Source organism: Swaminathania salitolerans, from assembly GCF_007988945.1.
Taxonomy (GTDB): Bacteria; Pseudomonadota; Alphaproteobacteria; order Acetobacterales; family Acetobacteraceae; genus Swaminathania; species Swaminathania salitolerans.
In genome coordinates this window covers 105,718-121,498 of record NZ_BJVC01000001.1, presented here as the reverse complement: position 1 = coordinate 121,498, position 15,781 = coordinate 105,718, and the positions used below count along the sequence as shown (strand labels likewise).

The window sequence follows — 15,781 nt, the reverse complement described above, 5'->3', positions numbered from 1 at the left end:
GTCAATCGGTAACGGGGTGGGAAACCGTAAAAACGGCTCCCTCCCCAAATACAGACCGGATCAGAAACTCACACCGGCCTGAAGAAACGCAAATCGCCCGACAATCAGGCTGCCATATTGATAGACATTGGTATTGGTCGAGGCGTCCATCACGAAAGGCGGCTTCTTGTCGAAAAGATTGCTGACGCCGGCCTGGAAGTTCCAGCGATCGAGCCTGTATCCAAGCGTGATATCATGGGTGAAGATACCGGGGGTCTTGTACTGCCCCCCGGTTTTCGGCGTGACATCGGTCACGCCGTTGTTCCACACCATGCCACCGATATACCGCATCATATAGGTGAAGCTGAAATCGTCATGCTGCCATGTCGCCTGCGTGTAATTGCTCACACGCGGCTGACCGCTATCTCCCTGATAGAACAGACGCCCCGTGTAATTGTACCATTCCCCGTTCGGGACGTTCTGTTGCAGGTAGCTGACGAGCTGCTGCATGTTGTTCGTGACGGTCAGACCGTCATGCGGCGTCAGGCGTATGTGATAATCGAGATCGAAATCGATACCGCTCGTGCGGATGCCGCCCAGATTCTGGAAGATGGCACTGACCGAGGTCAGTTGCTGCGAGGTGGAACGGGGCGCAATGGCATTGCATTGGCTCGTATCCGCACCCGTGTAGCATTTATCGAGAATATACTGGGTCCCCAGCGTCGAGATCGTGTTGTTCAGCGAATAATGCCAGTAGGTCACGGAGGTCGAAAGACCAGGCACCCAGCGCGGCGTCACGACCGTGCCGATCGTATAGGTGCGTCCCGATTCGGGACGCAACGCCGCATTGCCGCCGGAAATCGTCGGAACCTGCCCGGTATTGGCGGGCACGAACGTCGCCGTATCGATCCCCGCTGCGGCGCAGCGGGCCTGCACAGCCGCAGCGCTGGCGCCGTAATTCGGAACACGGCTGCACGGATCATAAGCAGAGGGATAACCGAGATTCTGCCCCCGATAGAGCTCGTACACATTGGGCTGACGATAGGAGGTGCCGAGCGTCGCCCTGAAGCGTATGTCGCGCACGGGCGCCCAGTTGATCGAGACCTTCCAGTTCTTGGTGGAACCGAAGGTATTGTAATCCGACCAGCGTCCCTGACCGTCGATCGTCAGATCCCTGGCGAGAAAGGCATGCTGCAGAAGCGGTATCTGCCCCTCCGCATAGACCTCGGTCACGTTGAATCCACCCCCGCTATAGCTCGTCGCGTTGCCGGTGGAATCCCCGGCGATCACGACGGGGTCCGGCTTGTTGCTGAGCTGCTCGCTTCGATGCTCCATGCCGAAAGCGATACCCACGGGGCCGCCATGTTCGTAAGGCAGGGTGACGACATCGCTGTTATTGATGCGCAGATTGAAATCGCGCAGCTGATACACGGCGTGATCGTGCTGGGTGAAACGCCCATAGGCTGCGGCAGCCTGCGAATAGGGCGCGAGCGGATTTGAGAGGACACAGCCGGGCTGGCTCGTGCAGACGCCGGGATCGTAGACGATCGCACTGCCGGGATCGGTCGGATCGAGCTGCCTTACACCCGTCATTTCCAGAAGATGACGATAATTCCCCATATTCTGAATATTGGCCGTGAACAGGCTCTGCCCGTAGGTCATGGAGGCATCGTATTCCCAGCCGCGCCAGATCTCGCCCTTGGCCCCGCCGATCACCGTCCAGGTATCGGTCGCGTAATCCGACTTGCGCGGCCCCATATCGCTTATACGCCGCGAAATGACCGCGTCCTTGCCCCAGATATTATAAGGGCTGCCTGCCGGAAGCGTCCATGACGAGAGCAGGGGTGACGGCTTGATACCGCCAGAGACAGGAGATGCGGCCATCTGACGGGCCGTCGTCGTGTGGCTGTAACGCACGGTGGCATAGGGCTTGAAATGCCGGTCCACATCGTAATGCGCATCGCCGGACAGGGCCGAATTCTGGTTATAGTTCTGTACCATGGTATCGCGCGCGAAATTGTAGCGATCCGCATTGGTATAACGATGAAAGGTCCCGTCACCATTGGGCACCAGACTGACCCCGGTATCGGGATTGGTAACGCGTCCGGCGGGAATGATCGACGATCCGTAGACGGGCGTTCCGGTCACCGGGTTGCTCTGCTGCGGATTGGCCGCCCAGGCGCGATCCTGGCTCATGATGCCACCGGAGGTGTTGTACTGCCCGAACAGGGTGACATTGCCCCGACCGTGATCGAAATTGAAGCCTTTCATGGCCGAGAGCAGGCCAGTCTTCGCATCGCCATATTGCGAGATCCCGCCGCGCATGGTGATGCTGGCCTTCGTCACATCGTGACGCAGCTTGATGTTGAGCACGCCCGAAACGGCATCGGCGCCGTAGAGCTCGGAGCCGCCATCCTTGAGCATCTCGACACTCGCGATCTGCTCGATGGGGATCGTGTTCAGATCGACGCAGGCAGATGACGCATTGATGGCAGTGCGCTTGCCATCGATCAGGACGAGAACCCGCTTCTGTCCGAGATTGCGGATATCGGTGCAGCTCACGCCGCTCCCGCCATTGGTCACCTGATTGGTGGTGCCGGACGACCCGACGGAGGGGAGACGCTGCAGATAGTCCCCAAGAGAAATGGCCGATGTCTGCTGTATCTGCCTGGCCGTGATGATCTGGACCGGATTGGCGGATGCATTGTTCGACGTCCGCAGATACGACCCCGTCACGACGATCGTCTCGGCTTTCTTCCTGCCGGTCTCGCTCTGCCTTGCGGGAGCCTTCCGCCCGGCCGGATGGGCATCCGAGGGTATGCTTCGGGATACAGGGGCCGCATGCGCCGGATGGAGGAGCCCCATCCCGGCAATTGCGGTGAACGATAAAAGGGCTGCCCTGCGCAGTCTGGATGCCATCGTCGGAATGCTCCGTTACGTTCTCTCGTTGATCGGAACGTAACGGTTACATAATGATGACAGAACGACATCTGACATACCGTGTCGGATTCGTATCGTTCTATGTATTCTTTACCAATCGGTTGTTTTTCCCGAATACTCGCGCGAAAACCTGACCAGATCGTTACTTTCCTGTTGCAAACAGGACACGATCAGCCCGGTGCGCTGCCACGCTCTTCCTGACCGGCCTCCGGGTCCGATCCCTCGACCAGCCGGTTTGCGAGATCGCCGCCGGATTGCCCGACCAGACCGCGCGCGTAATCCTGCGCCGAGAAGGGACGCAGATCCTCCACCTGCTCACCGACCCCGACCAGATGCACGGGAAGCTTGAAGGCGTCGGCCAGAGCGACCACGATCCCGCCGCGGGCCGAACCGTCGAGCTTGGTCACGATCAGGCCCGTCACATTCACCAGCTCGCGGAAGACCCGGACCTGCTCCATGGCATTCTGGCCGGTCGTTGCGTCGAGAACGAGCAATACGGAATGCGGCGCGGTCTCGTCGAATTTCCGCATTACACGGATGATCTTTGCGAGCTCCTCCATGAGCGCGCCCTTGTTGTGCAGACGCCCCGCGGTATCGACGAAGAGAAGATCCGTTCCCGCCTCACGCGCCCGTTTGATACCCTCGAATGCCAGCCCCGCGGCGTCACCACCCGGCTTGCCTGCGATCACGGGCGCGCCCGTGCGCTCTCCCCAGACCTGGAGCTGCTCCACGGCTGCCGCGCGGAATGTATCGCCAGCCACCATCATGACCGAACGCCCCTGATCGCGGAACCATTTCGCCATCTTGCCGATCGTCGTGGTCTTGCCCACGCCGTTGACGCCGACCACGAGCACGACATGGGGCTTGTGCTCCGGCTTCAGCTCGAACGGAACGGCAACCGGGGAGAGCACATGCGCGATCTCCGCGGCGAGCGCCTCCTGGATCTCCTCGGTGGTGACATTGCGACCGAAGCGCGAGCTCCTGAATCCGTCGATCACCCGCCCGGCCACGGCCGGACCGAGATCGGCCGCGATCAGCTCGTCCTCCAGCTCCTCGAGCGCGGTTTCATCGAGATAACGATGGGTCAGGGCCGCGTTCAGCTTCTGCGTGGAACGCGTCAGCCCCTGTTTGAGACGTGAGAAAAATCCAGCCATGTCATCTGATCTCCGCTACCAGGCCGGTCTCGTCAAGGTCGTGCGCCACAAGACGATAACGTCTCCCGCGCTCTGCCCGTCCGCCCTGGAGCCGGACAGGCACGAAATGGGCCGAATGTCCTTTTTCCGGCCCTTCCATCAGAACGTCGATGGGCCTGCCGACCATACCGCGCCAATAGGCGCGGCGATTGACGTCTCCCGCCTCGCGCAGGGCGCGGGCACGGTCCTGACGCCGGGCATTGGGCACGACCGGCATCCGCGCGGCCGGCGTGCCGGGACGCTCGCTATAGGGAAAGACATGAAGATAGGGCAGTTCGTGCCGACGCACGAAATCCAGCGTCTCCCGGGCCTGTGCGTCGGTTTCTGTCGGGAAACCGGCGATCAGATCGGCGCCGAATGCGATATCCGGACGGAGCGCGCGCGCGCGGACGATGAGCGCCTCGACATCCTCCACCGAATGACGGCGCTTCATGCGTTTGAGCACCATGTTGCTGGCGGCCTGCAGGGAGAGATGCAGATGCGGCAGGAAACGGGGCTCATTGGCGAGAAGCCACCAGAGATCGTCATCCACGCAGGCCGGATCGAGCGAGGAGAGGCGCAGACGCGGCAGATCGGGCACCGCCGAGAGCAGTTTCCGGCACAGATGACCGAGGGAGGGCGTACCCTCGATATCCCGCCCCCATGACGCGATATCGACACCGGTCAGGACGATTTCCTGATGACCGCTCTCGACCAGGCTCCTGGCCCGCTCCACCACCAGGGCGCCTGGAACCGAGCGGGACGGCCCCCGGCCATAGGGGATGATGCAGAACGTGCAGCGATGATCGCAGCCCTGCTGGACCTGAAGCAGCGCGCGCGTATGTCCGCCCGTCTCGATGACGGGGGCCGCCGGAGCCGGAGCGGTCGTCATCACATCGGCCACCGACAGGCGCGAGGCGAGCGCGGCTTCGGTCCAGCTCGACGCCTCGAGCTTTTCGGCATTGCCGACGACCCGGGCCACACCGGGAAGGGTTTCCCAGCGCTCCGGAGCGATCTGGGCTGCGCAGCCCGTCACCACGATACGGGCTCCGGGCTGCTCGCGATGCGTGCGGCGTATGGCTTGCCGGGCCTGCCTCTCCGCTGCGGTCGTGACGGCGCAGCTATTGACCACCACGACATCGTCGAGATGACCGGTCAGCGCCTCCATACGCTCGCTCTCATGCAGGTTGAGGCGGCAGCCGAAGGTCAGAACCCTGGCCCCGCTCACGAAGCGGCCCGGTCGTCATCGATCCCGTTCAGGGCGTCCCGGGACAGCACCCCCTCGAAGACATGGGTTGCGGCACCGATCATGAGCACATGATCATCGGCCTCGCGCCACGCGATGGTGAGACTGCCGCCATCCATGAGAACCTCGCAGCGCCGATCGAGCAGACCCCGCCGCACTCCGTTGACGACAGCGGCGCAGGCTCCGGAACCGCAGGCCAGGGTCAGACCGGCCCCGCGCTCCCAGACGCGCAGTCTGATGGACCGGCGATCGAGAATGTCCACACAACCGATATTGGCCCGCTCCGGAAAGAGCGGATCGCGCTCGAGCGCGGCGCCGTCACGCCCGGCCCGCTCCAGACCGTCGAAAAAGGTCGCATGGGGATTTCCCATGGAACAGGCAGCGGGAGCACCCGGCAGAGGGAGGGAGGAGCTGTCCATTTCACAGGCGAGCGGGATGGATTTCCAGTCGAAGGCAGGACGACCCATATCGATCCCGATCTCGCCCGATTCCGTGCGGAAACTGGGGAGCAGCCCGCCCCGGGTGCGAAGCACCGGTGCCCCGCCGAGCAGCGCTGCGACGCAGCGGGAGGCATTGCCGCAGGCCCCCGCCTCGGACCCGTCGGGATTGAAGAAGCGCACGCCGACATCGCCCCCTCCCTCTTCCGGCGCGTCGAGGAGGACGAGCTGGTCGCAACCGACACCGAAGCGGCGGTCGCAGAGCCTTGACACATTATGTATCGATGCCTGGAAGTCCTGACTGCGCCTGTCGATCACGACAAAATCGTTGCCCAGACCCTGCATCTTGTGAAACCGGATAGTCATTCGCGCACTTATAGACCGTCCGGCATTGTCCGGCACGGGAAACCTGCCGTGTTTCCCGGTGATTTTTTCTGCCGATGCGCCGCATGGTTGGGGCGCTGGAATTCGAGACCGATGTTCATTGCGCCTTATGACAGCCCTGCGACCGCCCCTCATATCCGCCTCGTCTGGTCGTGTCTTTCGTTGAGTCGCGCTGAGATCGGAACCTGTCTTGCGAAACTGCCACCCGGGAGCGCCTTGCTGGTCGATCCGGAAGACAGCGCATGGATCCGGGCCGAAGCACCGGACCAGAATCTCCTTCGGCTGGGCGGCGGTGGCGTCGAACGTCTCCGTCAGGATGGGACCGTGGCGGAAACCATGGCCCTGTTCGAGAACTGCCTGCCATCGCAGATCGTCGATCATCCCCCGCGCTCGACGGTCGCTCTCGATATCGTTCTCGAGGACACCACCGAGGCGGCATGGGAAGCGGCCGAGATCCTGATCGCGCAGGGATTGCCCTCGACGGTCGCGGCATCCGCCCTGATCGGCAACGCGGCCGAAATCGCGCAACGGCTCGAAGGGTATCGCGCACTCGGGCTTCGCGACGTCATCCTGACGGCGCCATCTTCCCGTGCGCCCTACGATGCGGTGGTAACGGAGCTGCTGCCCCTGCTTCGACGCAGCCTCGGCGCAACCGACCGCACCGCCCGGATCGCCGGGATTTCCAACGGTCCGTTCGAATGGCATGGCGCCGCCCTCTAGATCCCGTCCGCCCCCTGCGCGTTCTCTTTCCGTCCCCGCATCCATGGGGGGCCTGATATCGGAGGCGCGCCGGGAGAAGGGTTGACGCGCGTCCGGAGGGGCTGCATCCCTCCCCTCACCGTGCCCAGACAGACAGGACAGGTTCGATGACCGAAGCCCCGGCAGGACTGCATCCAGCAGCCTTTACCCGCGCCAATGACGAGCCCGATGCCGTGTTCTACGCGCGGCGCGGGGCCTCGACCTGCATGGATGCAGGGGCGCGAACCGCGGTGACCGCGCTCTATCAGACCGCATTGCCCGCAAACGGGACCATTCTCGACCTGCTTTGCGGCAATCTGAGCCATATTCCGCCGGAAGCAAGCCATGAGACGGTCATCGGGCTGGATGTGAACAAGGCGGCGCTCGATGCGAATACGGCGCTCACGCAGCGCATCGTTCAGGACGTCAATCTCGTTCCGACCCTCGATCTGCCCGACAATTCGCTGGATGCGATCTGCCTGTGCGACGGTCTTGCCTATCTCACCCAGCCCGCCACGCTGTTCGAGGAATGCGTGCGCGTCCTGCGTCCCGGTGCGCCGCTGATCGTCACGTTTTCCGATAATTTCGTCGCCCAGAAGGCGGTTGCGCTCTGGCAGGCTCTCGAACCGGCAGACCGGTCCCGTCTGGCCGCCCTGCTTCTGGAACGGGCAGGCTTCGGCGACCTCGATACGGGAGAGGTCGTCCCACCGGAAGATCTGACCGCATGGAACGATACGGTCCATGCGGTGATAGGACGCAAGAAATTCGCGGCCTGACGAAAGACGTCAAGGCCGGGCGCCAGCACCGGGCGCCAACGGAAGGCGCCAGAGCCGGGCGCCAGAGTCGGGCGCCAACGGAAGGCGCCCTGGGCGGGTGCCTACATCTGTGACGGACGATAATCGCTCGGTCCGACAGGCATGATCCCGTTGAGCAGGTCGACGGATTGTTTCAGCCCCTCGACACTGTTGAGCAGGAAATCCTCATGCTCGATCGAGAGCCATCCGTCATAACCGACCGAACGCAGGCGATGGCAGAACTGGCGCCACCAGAGCGTATCATGGCCGAAACCGAGCGTGACATAGGACCAGGCCCGCTCCGAAGGCAGGCCGAGCGGCCCGTTTTCCAGACGCGACGTGACGCCCATGAGCGACTCGTTGAACCCGGTATCCTTGGCATGGATATGGTAGATCGACCCACCCAGCGCATCGATGGCCATAAGAGGATCGGCCCCCATCCAGAAAAGATGCGACGGATCCAGATTGGCGCCGATCATCGGCCCTGCCGCCTCGCGCAGTTGCAGGAAAGTCGGCACGTTATACGCCCACTGCCCTCCATGCAGCTCCAGCGCGAAACGCTCCACACCGGCTGTTTCGGCAAGTTTCAGGGCCTTTTCCCAGAAGGGGAGAATACGCGCCTCGAGCTGCCATTTCTTGGCTTCCAGCCCCTCGGGCGGCCAGGAGCTCACGATCCAGTTCGGCAGGGTATCGCCTTCCTTGCCTTCGGGCAGACCCGACATCGTACAGATCGTCCTGACACCGAGATCACCGGCCAGACGGATCGTTTCGAGCAGATCCTCTCCCTGTTTCCTGTCCACCGGATGCAGGGGATTGCCGTTGGCGTTGAGGGCGATGATCTCGAGCCCACGCGATTCGAACGCATTGAGGAAAGACTTCCGGGCGGCGGCACTGCTACGCATCTGCGCCAGATCGAGATGCGGGGCATTCGACCACCCTCCGGTATTCACCTCGACACCCGAGACGCCGAGCGAGACGGCGATATCGAGCATCTCTTCGAGAGGACGCGAAGCGAGACTATCGGATACAAAACCCAGTTTCATGATCTGTTCACCATGGCAAGAGAATCGACGCGGCATCGCACTGCATCGAAAACGATGGAAATATAATTCCTTTCTCAGCACATCATGAGAACATATTTTCTCTTTTATATCATATTATAGTGATTTTTAACATATGAGGCGTTCGATCAGGCGTTCATCCTGTGATCCGCATCGGGGAGCGCAGCAGCGGTACGACCGGCCCGCATCGTGCGGCCCTCAAGCCAGGCCCGGGATCGCGACCATTCGTGACGGATGACCAGCAGCGCGCCGAGCGCACGCGAGACAGGGAATGCCTCGTCATCGCCCATCGTGCCGAGCGCCTGCTCCAGCCTGACGATCAGACGATCGGTGGCGGGCCCGAGTCCGGGTCGCCACCGATGACGCTCGGATGCCACGCGAAAAAACGACCCGATCTCGTCGGACAACCATGCGGGGCAGGCCGGATCGCCGATGAAGCACCGCAGGAAGAGGAGATTGCGCCCGAGGGTCATCGCCGAGAGGAGGGCCTGCAATTCGCTCCTCATGACGGGCGTGATATCCGCGCCTGCATACCGGATGACGCGTTCCATACCCTGTGTGATCCGACCGACCCAGCGTCTTTCATCGGGAATCCTGCGCCTGGGACGACAGATCCGGTCCAGACCGCGCGCACATTGCTCTCTCAGCATGCGGCAAAGCTGATCGACATCGAAGGGCAGCACACAGCGGAAGATGACGACCCCTGCGCCCAGTCCGAGCAGGAGGGAGAGCGTGGTATTGCACCAGCTCAGTTCGTCCATCCGACCGTAATTATCGAGCCCCACCAGAACGGGAAAGAACGTAACGAAGGATCCGGCGGCGTTGGCCGTCGACGGGTTGCGGACAGCGAGCCCGCCCATGAACATGAAAGGCGCGATCGAAAGGCATAATCCCTCGAAGCCGTTCGCCACGGGAAGCAGGAAGAAGACGGGCACGATCGAGGCGAGCGCTGCGAAACAGGCGCCGTAAAAGAACTGGTTGCTGGCCAGAACGGTATTGTCGACCGTTGCAAAACGACCGACCACGACAGCGATGAAGGAAATGAACGCAGCACCCTGCGGCCAGGCCGTGACATGCCAGACCAGTCCTGCAAGGCAGATCGCGATTGCGGAGCGCAATCCGTTATGCAGCGAGACCCGCCAGTTCAGGACCCGGCGGAGCCTGTGACGCGGCTCCGTCGGCATCGCCTCCGGACCGGTCTCCAGATGCGAGAAGAGGATATCGTATTCCGAAAGGATGAGAGACAGCCCTCGCAGGATAACGGCATCCTCGAAAGCCCTTTTCGAACCGGCTTCCCCGAAAGCGCCCTCCCCGAGACCGCCTTCTCCGGAACCTGCCTTCTTCGGACCGGTGTCTCCGGGATGGGCGATTCCCGGATAGGCGCCTCCCGGATAGGCACCTTCGGGATCGGCACGTCCTGCGGCGACCGCGTGCAGAACGGCTTCATGCTGGGCACGATCGATACAGGCGAGCAGCGCGAGACCTCTCTCGCGGATCGCGCCCGGCGCTCCTCCCGGGGAACCCTCCCGGGAACCATCCGGAGAACGGCCTGAGAAACTGCGCGGCAGGATATTGAACGTCTTGCCGGAGCTCCCGGGGGGAGACGCGACGATGCAGGCGGTGACGCTGTCGGGCAGGTCCCGGAGGAACTGCCCGACCTGCGCCACGAGATGCGCTGTTTCCGGCGATCGCCCCGGCGTGCAGGCAAGCCGCGCCTGCATACCCAGGCCGCGCGAAACGATCTGGGACAGCATACCTATCGCCTCATAGGCATTCGCGATTTCCCGATCGCGATGGCCGAGCTCGACCACCGTGAATTCCATCTGATCGTGCAGACGGAGCGTACGCGCATAGACGGCGGCGATCGCGGCCTCGGAGAGCGGCTTTCCCTCGAGCACATCCGCGAGGAGTGTGCAGGTCGCGGCTATGCCTTCGGAGAGATCGCGACGCATGTTGTGACGGGCGCGTCGTGCGAGCGAGGAAGAGAAGACCACGCCTGCCAGCATCTCGCAGACCACACCGAGAACGATATAGGTGCCTCGCGCCATGGCGATCTCGAAAACATGAGACGGCGCGGCAATGGCCGCTGTCGCAATGATCGCGCATGTATAGGCTGCCAGAACGAACGCATAGGCGCGGAAATTGTGGAACAGCGTCGCAAGGCCGGTGCAGAGCGCGGCCCAGAGGGCGAGCGCCGGAATGAAGAGCCAGGGCGTCTGCGGGAAGGCTGCGACCAGACCGATCGCACCGACCATGCCGATCAGTGTCCCCACGAGACGCCAGCGCCCCTTCGAAAGGCTTTCCCCCCGGGACCCCTGAGCGGTGATCCAGACGGTCATTGCCGCCCATTGCGGCTCGCCCAGTGCCATCCAGAACGCGATTCCGAGCGCGACCAGAGAAGCCACGGTGTTGCGCAAGGCGAATTCGAGCGCATTGGCGCCGGGGGCGAACAGCCAGGCGAGAGGAAAGGAAGGCGTGCGCGTGCGACGGAGGGCGGCGTCGAGCCGAGCCAGATATCCACGGATCATGTCCGGGGTCTTACCCGAATTTTAATGGCGAAACGACGCCGATTTCGTCAAAACATGTCCGGTTTCCCACCAGATGGGTTTCCGCCGAATCACATCGTGAGGAGGACGACGTATCGTCGCCCTCACCGTTTAATCCTAGATTTCGCGACGCATATTCTTTATTGACCGCGTTCCCCACGCCGACAGCTCCGCTTTCCCAGCGCATCCGTGTCCCGGCGTTCTCTCTTTCGTACAGTCCTGATCGAGTTCGAACCGCATGCCCTTTCCCGATACCGTTCCTTCACTGAGTCGCGCTCTGGCGGCACGCGGTTATGAAACGCCCACAGCCGTTCAGGAGGCCGTTCTGCAGCCGGGTCTCGAAACCCGCGATCTGCTCGTTTCGGCCCAGACCGGTTCGGGCAAGACAGTCGCCTTCGGACTTGCCTTCGCGCCAACCCTTCTTCCCGAGGGCAGCGAGCGCCTGCCTCCGGCCAATCAGCCGCTTGCCCTCGTCATCGCGCCCACGCGTGAGCTGGCGCTTCAGGTCCAGACCGAGCTGCAATGGCTTTATGCCGAGACCGGCGCGCGCATCGTGAGCTGCATCGGAGGCACCGACGCCAGACGCGAGGCGCGCAATCTCTCCAACGGGGCCCATATCGTCGTCGGCACCCCGGGTCGTCTGTGCGACCATCTCTCGCGCGGCGCGCTCGATCTGAAGGATCTGCGCGTGGTCGTTCTCGACGAGGCGGACGAGATGCTCGATCTCGGATTCCGCGACGAGCTCGAACAGCTCCTCGATGCCGCCCCGGTCGAGCGTCGCACGCTCCTGTTCTCGGCGACGATCGCGCGCGAGATCGCCAATCTGGCCCGCCGGTTCCAGAAAAACGCCGAGCGGATCAACACGGTCTCGACGTCCCGGCAGCATGACGACATTGCCTATAAATGCGTGCTGACGGCGCCCAGCGATATCGGACGCGGTATCGTCAATGTGCTGCGCTATTACGAGAGCCCGACGGCGATGCTCTTCTGCAATACGCGCGCCATGGTCGCGCAGGTGCAGGCAGCTCTGGTCGAACGCGGCTTCGCCTCGGTCGCCATCTCCGGAGAGATGGGGCAGAACGAACGCTCGCGTGCCATCGAGGCGCTGCGTTCGGGCGTGGCAAGGGTCTGTGTCGCGACCGATGTGGCCGCGCGCGGAATCGACATTCCCGCGCTCTCTCTCGTCATTCATGCGAACATGCCGAGCGAGGCCGCGACCCTGCTGCATCGCTCCGGTCGTACGGGACGTGCAGGACGCAAGGGCACCTGCGTCGTGATGGTTCCGGTCAACCAGCGTCGCAAGGCGGAACGTCTTCTTTCCTATGCCAAGATCAGCAATGCGGAATGGGAGAGCGTGCCCTCCGCCGAGGCGATCCTGAAACAGGATGCCAGGCGCCTGATGGAAGACGAGACCCTCTTCGCCCCCTCGCAGCCCGCAGAAGACGCGCTCGCCTCGCAGCTTGCGAATGCACACGATGCCCATCAGCTCGCAACGGCTCTGGTGCGCCTCTACAAGAGCCGCCTGCCGAGCGTCGAGAACATCCGTCCTGTGAGCCTAGACGCCCCGGCGGGCCGCGGCCGCATGGATGAGCGCGGCCCGCGCGAGTTTTCCGGACGTGTCGACCGGCTGGGTGGAGAGTGGTTCTCTCTCGGTATCGGACGCACCGAGCGCGCCGATCCGAAATGGCTCGTCCCCCTGATCTGCCGGCTCGGTGGCGTCACGAAGAGCGAGATCGGCGCCATCCATATCAATACGGACCATACGCTGTTCGAGATCGCTCCCGACAGCGCGGAGCGTTTCCGCTCCTGTGTCGCAGGGAGCGATGCCGACGAGGCGAAGATCGAGCCTGCCGCGGCGCCGACAGGCCCCTCGGCCCCGCCCCGTGGTCCGCGCCGCCCGCGCGAGGGGGGATTTGCTCCGCGCGGCAAGGGCGCTCCCCGGGGTGACCGGGGTGACCGGGGTGACCGGGGTGACCGGGGTGACCGGGGTGACCGTCCTTCCTTTCGCAAGGGGCCCGCAGGAGCAGGCAAGGGCTCGTCGCGCAAGCGCTACTGAGCCCTGTCCGTAACGGACAACCGGGCGCCTCGGAGCGCCCGGTTCAGCGACGGCAGAACCATCGTGCAACGCCCCGCCTCGTGCGGGGCGTTTGCCGTTCAGGAGACTACAGGGCACAAGCGAGTTGAAAATAAATATCAAATTCAAAACCGAATACTACTTTCATAAGAGAAGCATTCTCAATTACTATACACTATATTTTATTTTCGTTATTTCTGTTGCGCCGCTTTGACTTTCGTGGTTGATGGTCGCTCGTCAATGTCCTGGCTGGCCTTGGACGCACGGTCGCCGCACGAAAGAAAGAGGAGCATTCCATGCTGAAAGATCCGAAGGTCGTCGAGCACCTGAACATCCAGCTCACGAACGAGCTGACAGCCATCAACCAGTATTTCCTTCATGCCCGCACCCTGAATCACTGGGGCGTCACCAAACTGGGCAAGAAGGAGTACGACGAATCCATCGAGGAAATGCGTCATGCCGACTGGCTGATCGAGCGCATTCTCTATCTCGGTGGCCTTCCGAACGTGCAGCGCCTGAACCAGATCCTGGTCGGCGAGAGCGTCGAGGAAATCCTGACCTGCGATCTGAAGCTGGAAGAGAAGGCGCTGGCCGATCTGCGCGAAGGCATCGCCTATTGCGAGAGCGTGCGCGACTATGTTTCCCGCGATCTGCTGATCCGTATTCTCGCCGATGAGGAAGAGCATGAAGACTTCATCGATCGCCAGTTCGATCTCATCAAGCAGGTCGGCATCCAGCGCTACATCACGCTGAATTCCTCGGCTGCACCTGATCAGACAGCAGAGTGACACCGGGGCGGTCCGAGCGGTTTCAGCCGATCCGGACCGCCTGTTTTACGCAAAAGCCCGGCACGCCCTGAAAGGCGGCCGGGCTTTCTGCTGTCCGGGCAACGTCAGGCCCGTCGGGCTCCGTAAGCGGGCTTCGGGGGCTGGCGAGCTCCGGGGCGGTCACGGTTCAGGCGGGCGCGATTCAGGCCGAAACGCGGGGCATCGTCGTGTCGCCTGCTCCGCCTGCACCGAAAACCATCATGGCCTCCTGGCGCTCGCGCAGAAGAGCGCGAAGCGTGCAGACGACGCCCGATACGCAATTGCCGCATTGCGCCTTGCAGTTCTTGGCGGCGTAGACGTCGCGCGGGCGGGACGCGCCACGGCTGACGGCATCGGCAATATCGTGATTGGTCAGAGCATTGCATGAACAGACGATCATCGGTCATCCCGCTTGAGAATGCACCGAACCTAACAGCGTTTGAGAATAACTCTCAACACTAAAATGCGACTCATTCCTAAAATCGTCCTTAAATCCGGTTCAGCTCAGCAATCGGCCGATCACCCGCGCCGTGTAATCGACGACCGGCACGATGCGCCCGTAATTGAGGCGGGTGGGGCCGATGACGCCGATGGCCCCGACGATGCGATCATGCTCGTTCCGGGCCGGGGCCACGACCATCGAGACGCCGGACATACCGAAAAACCCGCTCTCGGCCCCGATATAGATACGCACGCCCTCGGATTCCTGCGCAAGCTGGAGGAGCTGCAGCATCGTCTCCTGCGCCTCCAGTCGCTCGAAAAGCATCTGGATGGTCGCGAGCTTCTCGATCTCGGTAATATCGGTCAGGAGGTTCCCCTGACCGCGCAGATACAATGTCCCGTGCTGGGCGTCCCATGTCGCAAGACCGCTTTCGATCACACTGGCTGCCAGCGTGTCCAGCTCGGAACGGTTCTGGGCGAGATCGTCCGAGACGCGTTGACGCAGGACGGGAAGGGTCACATCGCCGAGCAGGGAATTCAGATAATTGCCTGCCTCCACCAGCGCGGAAGGCGGAAGGCCGGGCGGCGTCTCGATGACCCTGTTCTCGACCTGACCGTCGGCGGCAACGAGAATAACCAGCGCCTTGCCCGGCCCGAGCGCGACGAACTCGATATGCTTGAGTGCGCCATCCCCTTTCGGGGCGAGAACAAGCCCGGCTGCAGCAGACAGACCCGAGAGCATCGAAGATGCCTCGGTCAGCATCTCCTGCATCGAGCGCCCCCGGACCGAAAGACGGGTCGCGATCCGTGCGCGCTCGATCTCGTCCAGCGCCCCGAACTGGAGCAGCCCATCGACGAAAAGGCGCACGCCTTTTTCCGTGGGCAGGCGACCGGCGGAAACATGCGGGCTGAAGAGAAGACCAGCCTGGGTCAGCTCGGCCATAACATTGCGGATCGTCGCAGCCGAAAGCGACGGAGTCAGTCGCTGGGCGAGGGTCTGGCTGCCCACGGGGCCGCCCGTCTCCATATATTCCTCGACGATCTCGCGCAGGATACTCGCGGATCGGGCGTTCATGCCTCCCGGCAGGTTGGAGAACTCGATCATGCCTGCCCCTCCTTTATGCCTCGTGCGATTTCCGGCATTCTGGCCGACCTGGGACCAC

12 protein-coding genes are annotated in these 15,781 nt (G+C 62.7%); 4 read left to right on the top strand and 8 right to left on the bottom strand.

Going from position 1 to position 15,781, the window contains the following annotated elements; genetic code table 11:
* Positions 1-60: 60 nt before the first annotated feature.
* The 4 genes from SSA02_RS00520 to dapF form a co-directional block, all read right to left on the bottom strand.
* Entirely contained in the window at positions 61-2,898 is a 2,838-nt protein-coding gene (locus tag SSA02_RS00520) for a TonB-dependent receptor domain-containing protein (RefSeq protein WP_246103531.1), read from the bottom strand.
* A 191-nt stretch (positions 2,899-3,089) separates the two neighbouring features.
* Complete coding sequence (gene ftsY / locus SSA02_RS00515) at positions 3,090-4,073, bottom strand: signal recognition particle-docking protein FtsY (RefSeq protein ID WP_147091989.1); 984 nt, start codon at positions 4,071-4,073, stop codon at positions 3,090-3,092.
* A gap of 1 nt (position 4,074) precedes the next feature.
* The gene (gene mtaB, locus SSA02_RS00510; protein WP_147091988.1) at positions 4,075-5,319 is read right to left on the bottom strand and encodes a tRNA (N(6)-L-threonylcarbamoyladenosine(37)-C(2))-methylthiotransferase MtaB; all 1,245 of its coding nucleotides are present in this window, start codon (positions 5,317-5,319) and stop codon (positions 4,075-4,077) included.
* Positions 5,316-6,140, bottom strand: coding sequence for a diaminopimelate epimerase (dapF, locus tag SSA02_RS00505; protein WP_147091987.1), 825 nt, complete (start codon positions 6,138-6,140; stop codon positions 5,316-5,318). Before dapF ends, mtaB begins: the two co-directional genes overlap by 4 nt.
* Before the next feature lie 111 nt (positions 6,141-6,251).
* Here dapF and SSA02_RS00500 point away from each other — a divergent pair, with 111 nt between their 5' ends.
* Positions 6,252-6,878 (top strand): hypothetical protein, encoded by a 627-nt coding sequence (locus SSA02_RS00500; protein ID WP_147091986.1) that lies wholly within the window; start codon positions 6,252-6,254, stop codon positions 6,876-6,878.
* Between the two features lie 146 nt (positions 6,879-7,024).
* Entirely contained in the window at positions 7,025-7,672 is a 648-nt protein-coding gene (locus SSA02_RS00495) for a class I SAM-dependent methyltransferase (RefSeq protein WP_147091985.1), read from the top strand.
* A gap of 101 nt (positions 7,673-7,773) precedes the next feature.
* Here the strand turns inward: SSA02_RS00495 and SSA02_RS00490 are convergent, their stop codons facing one another.
* Both SSA02_RS00490 and SSA02_RS00485 read right to left on the bottom strand, forming a co-directional pair.
* Positions 7,774-8,733 carry a sugar phosphate isomerase/epimerase family protein gene (locus SSA02_RS00490; RefSeq protein ID WP_147091984.1) on the bottom strand — a complete coding sequence of 320 codons (960 nt, stop codon included), beginning with the start codon at positions 8,731-8,733 and terminating at the stop codon, positions 7,774-7,776.
* 146 nt (positions 8,734-8,879) lie between these two features.
* Positions 8,880-11,279: an FUSC family protein gene (locus tag SSA02_RS00485; protein WP_147091983.1), complete on the bottom strand. Its 2,400-nt coding sequence runs from the start codon at positions 11,277-11,279 to the stop codon at positions 8,880-8,882.
* Positions 11,280-11,535: 256 nt separating this feature from the next.
* On the opposite strand from SSA02_RS00485, the gene SSA02_RS00480 reads away from it, so the two are divergent.
* Together SSA02_RS00480 and bfr are read left to right on the top strand one after the other, a co-directional pair.
* Positions 11,536-13,353 (top strand): DEAD/DEAH box helicase, encoded by a 1,818-nt coding sequence (locus SSA02_RS00480; protein WP_147091982.1) that lies wholly within the window; start codon positions 11,536-11,538, stop codon positions 13,351-13,353.
* A gap of 314 nt (positions 13,354-13,667) precedes the next feature.
* Positions 13,668-14,159: a bacterioferritin gene (bfr, locus tag SSA02_RS00475; RefSeq protein ID WP_147091981.1), complete on the top strand. Its 492-nt coding sequence runs from the start codon at positions 13,668-13,670 to the stop codon at positions 14,157-14,159.
* A gap of 181 nt (positions 14,160-14,340) precedes the next feature.
* On the opposite strand, the gene SSA02_RS00470 is transcribed toward bfr, so the two are convergent.
* Both SSA02_RS00470 and hrcA read right to left on the bottom strand, forming a co-directional pair.
* The gene (locus tag SSA02_RS00470; RefSeq protein WP_147091980.1) at positions 14,341-14,577 is read right to left on the bottom strand and encodes a (2Fe-2S)-binding protein; all 237 of its coding nucleotides are present in this window, start codon (positions 14,575-14,577) and stop codon (positions 14,341-14,343) included.
* 99 nt (positions 14,578-14,676) lie between these two features.
* Positions 14,677-15,723, bottom strand: a complete 1,047-nt coding sequence (gene hrcA / locus SSA02_RS00465; protein ID WP_246103530.1) for a heat-inducible transcriptional repressor HrcA — start codon at positions 15,721-15,723, stop codon at positions 14,677-14,679.
* Positions 15,724-15,781: the final 58 nt, after the last annotated feature.

Bases quoted from the DNA above. Each gene is read 5' to 3' on its own strand.
- SSA02_RS00520 (WP_246103531.1), bottom strand. From the start codon at position 2,898: ATGGCATCCAGACTGCGCAGGGCAGCCCTTTTATCGTTCACCGCAATT.
- ftsY (WP_147091989.1), bottom strand. From the start codon at position 4,073: ATGGCTGGATTTTTCTCACGTCTCAAACAGGGGCTGACGCGTTCCACG.
- dapF (WP_147091987.1), bottom strand. From the start codon at position 6,140: ATGACTATCCGGTTTCACAAGATGCAGGGTCTGGGCAACGATTTTGTC.
- SSA02_RS00500 (WP_147091986.1), top strand. From the start codon at position 6,252: ATGTTCATTGCGCCTTATGACAGCCCTGCGACCGCCCCTCATATCCGC.
- SSA02_RS00495 (WP_147091985.1), top strand. From the start codon at position 7,025: ATGACCGAAGCCCCGGCAGGACTGCATCCAGCAGCCTTTACCCGCGCC.
- SSA02_RS00490 (WP_147091984.1), bottom strand. From the start codon at position 8,733: ATGAAACTGGGTTTTGTATCCGATAGTCTCGCTTCGCGTCCTCTCGAA.
- SSA02_RS00485 (WP_147091983.1), bottom strand. From the start codon at position 11,279: ATGATCCGTGGATATCTGGCTCGGCTCGACGCCGCCCTCCGTCGCACG.
- SSA02_RS00480 (WP_147091982.1), top strand. From the start codon at position 11,536: ATGCCCTTTCCCGATACCGTTCCTTCACTGAGTCGCGCTCTGGCGGCA.
- bfr (WP_147091981.1), top strand. From the start codon at position 13,668: ATGCTGAAAGATCCGAAGGTCGTCGAGCACCTGAACATCCAGCTCACG.
- SSA02_RS00470 (WP_147091980.1), bottom strand. From the start codon at position 14,577: ATGATCGTCTGTTCATGCAATGCTCTGACCAATCACGATATTGCCGAT.
- hrcA (WP_246103530.1), bottom strand. From the start codon at position 15,723: ATGATCGAGTTCTCCAACCTGCCGGGAGGCATGAACGCCCGATCCGCG.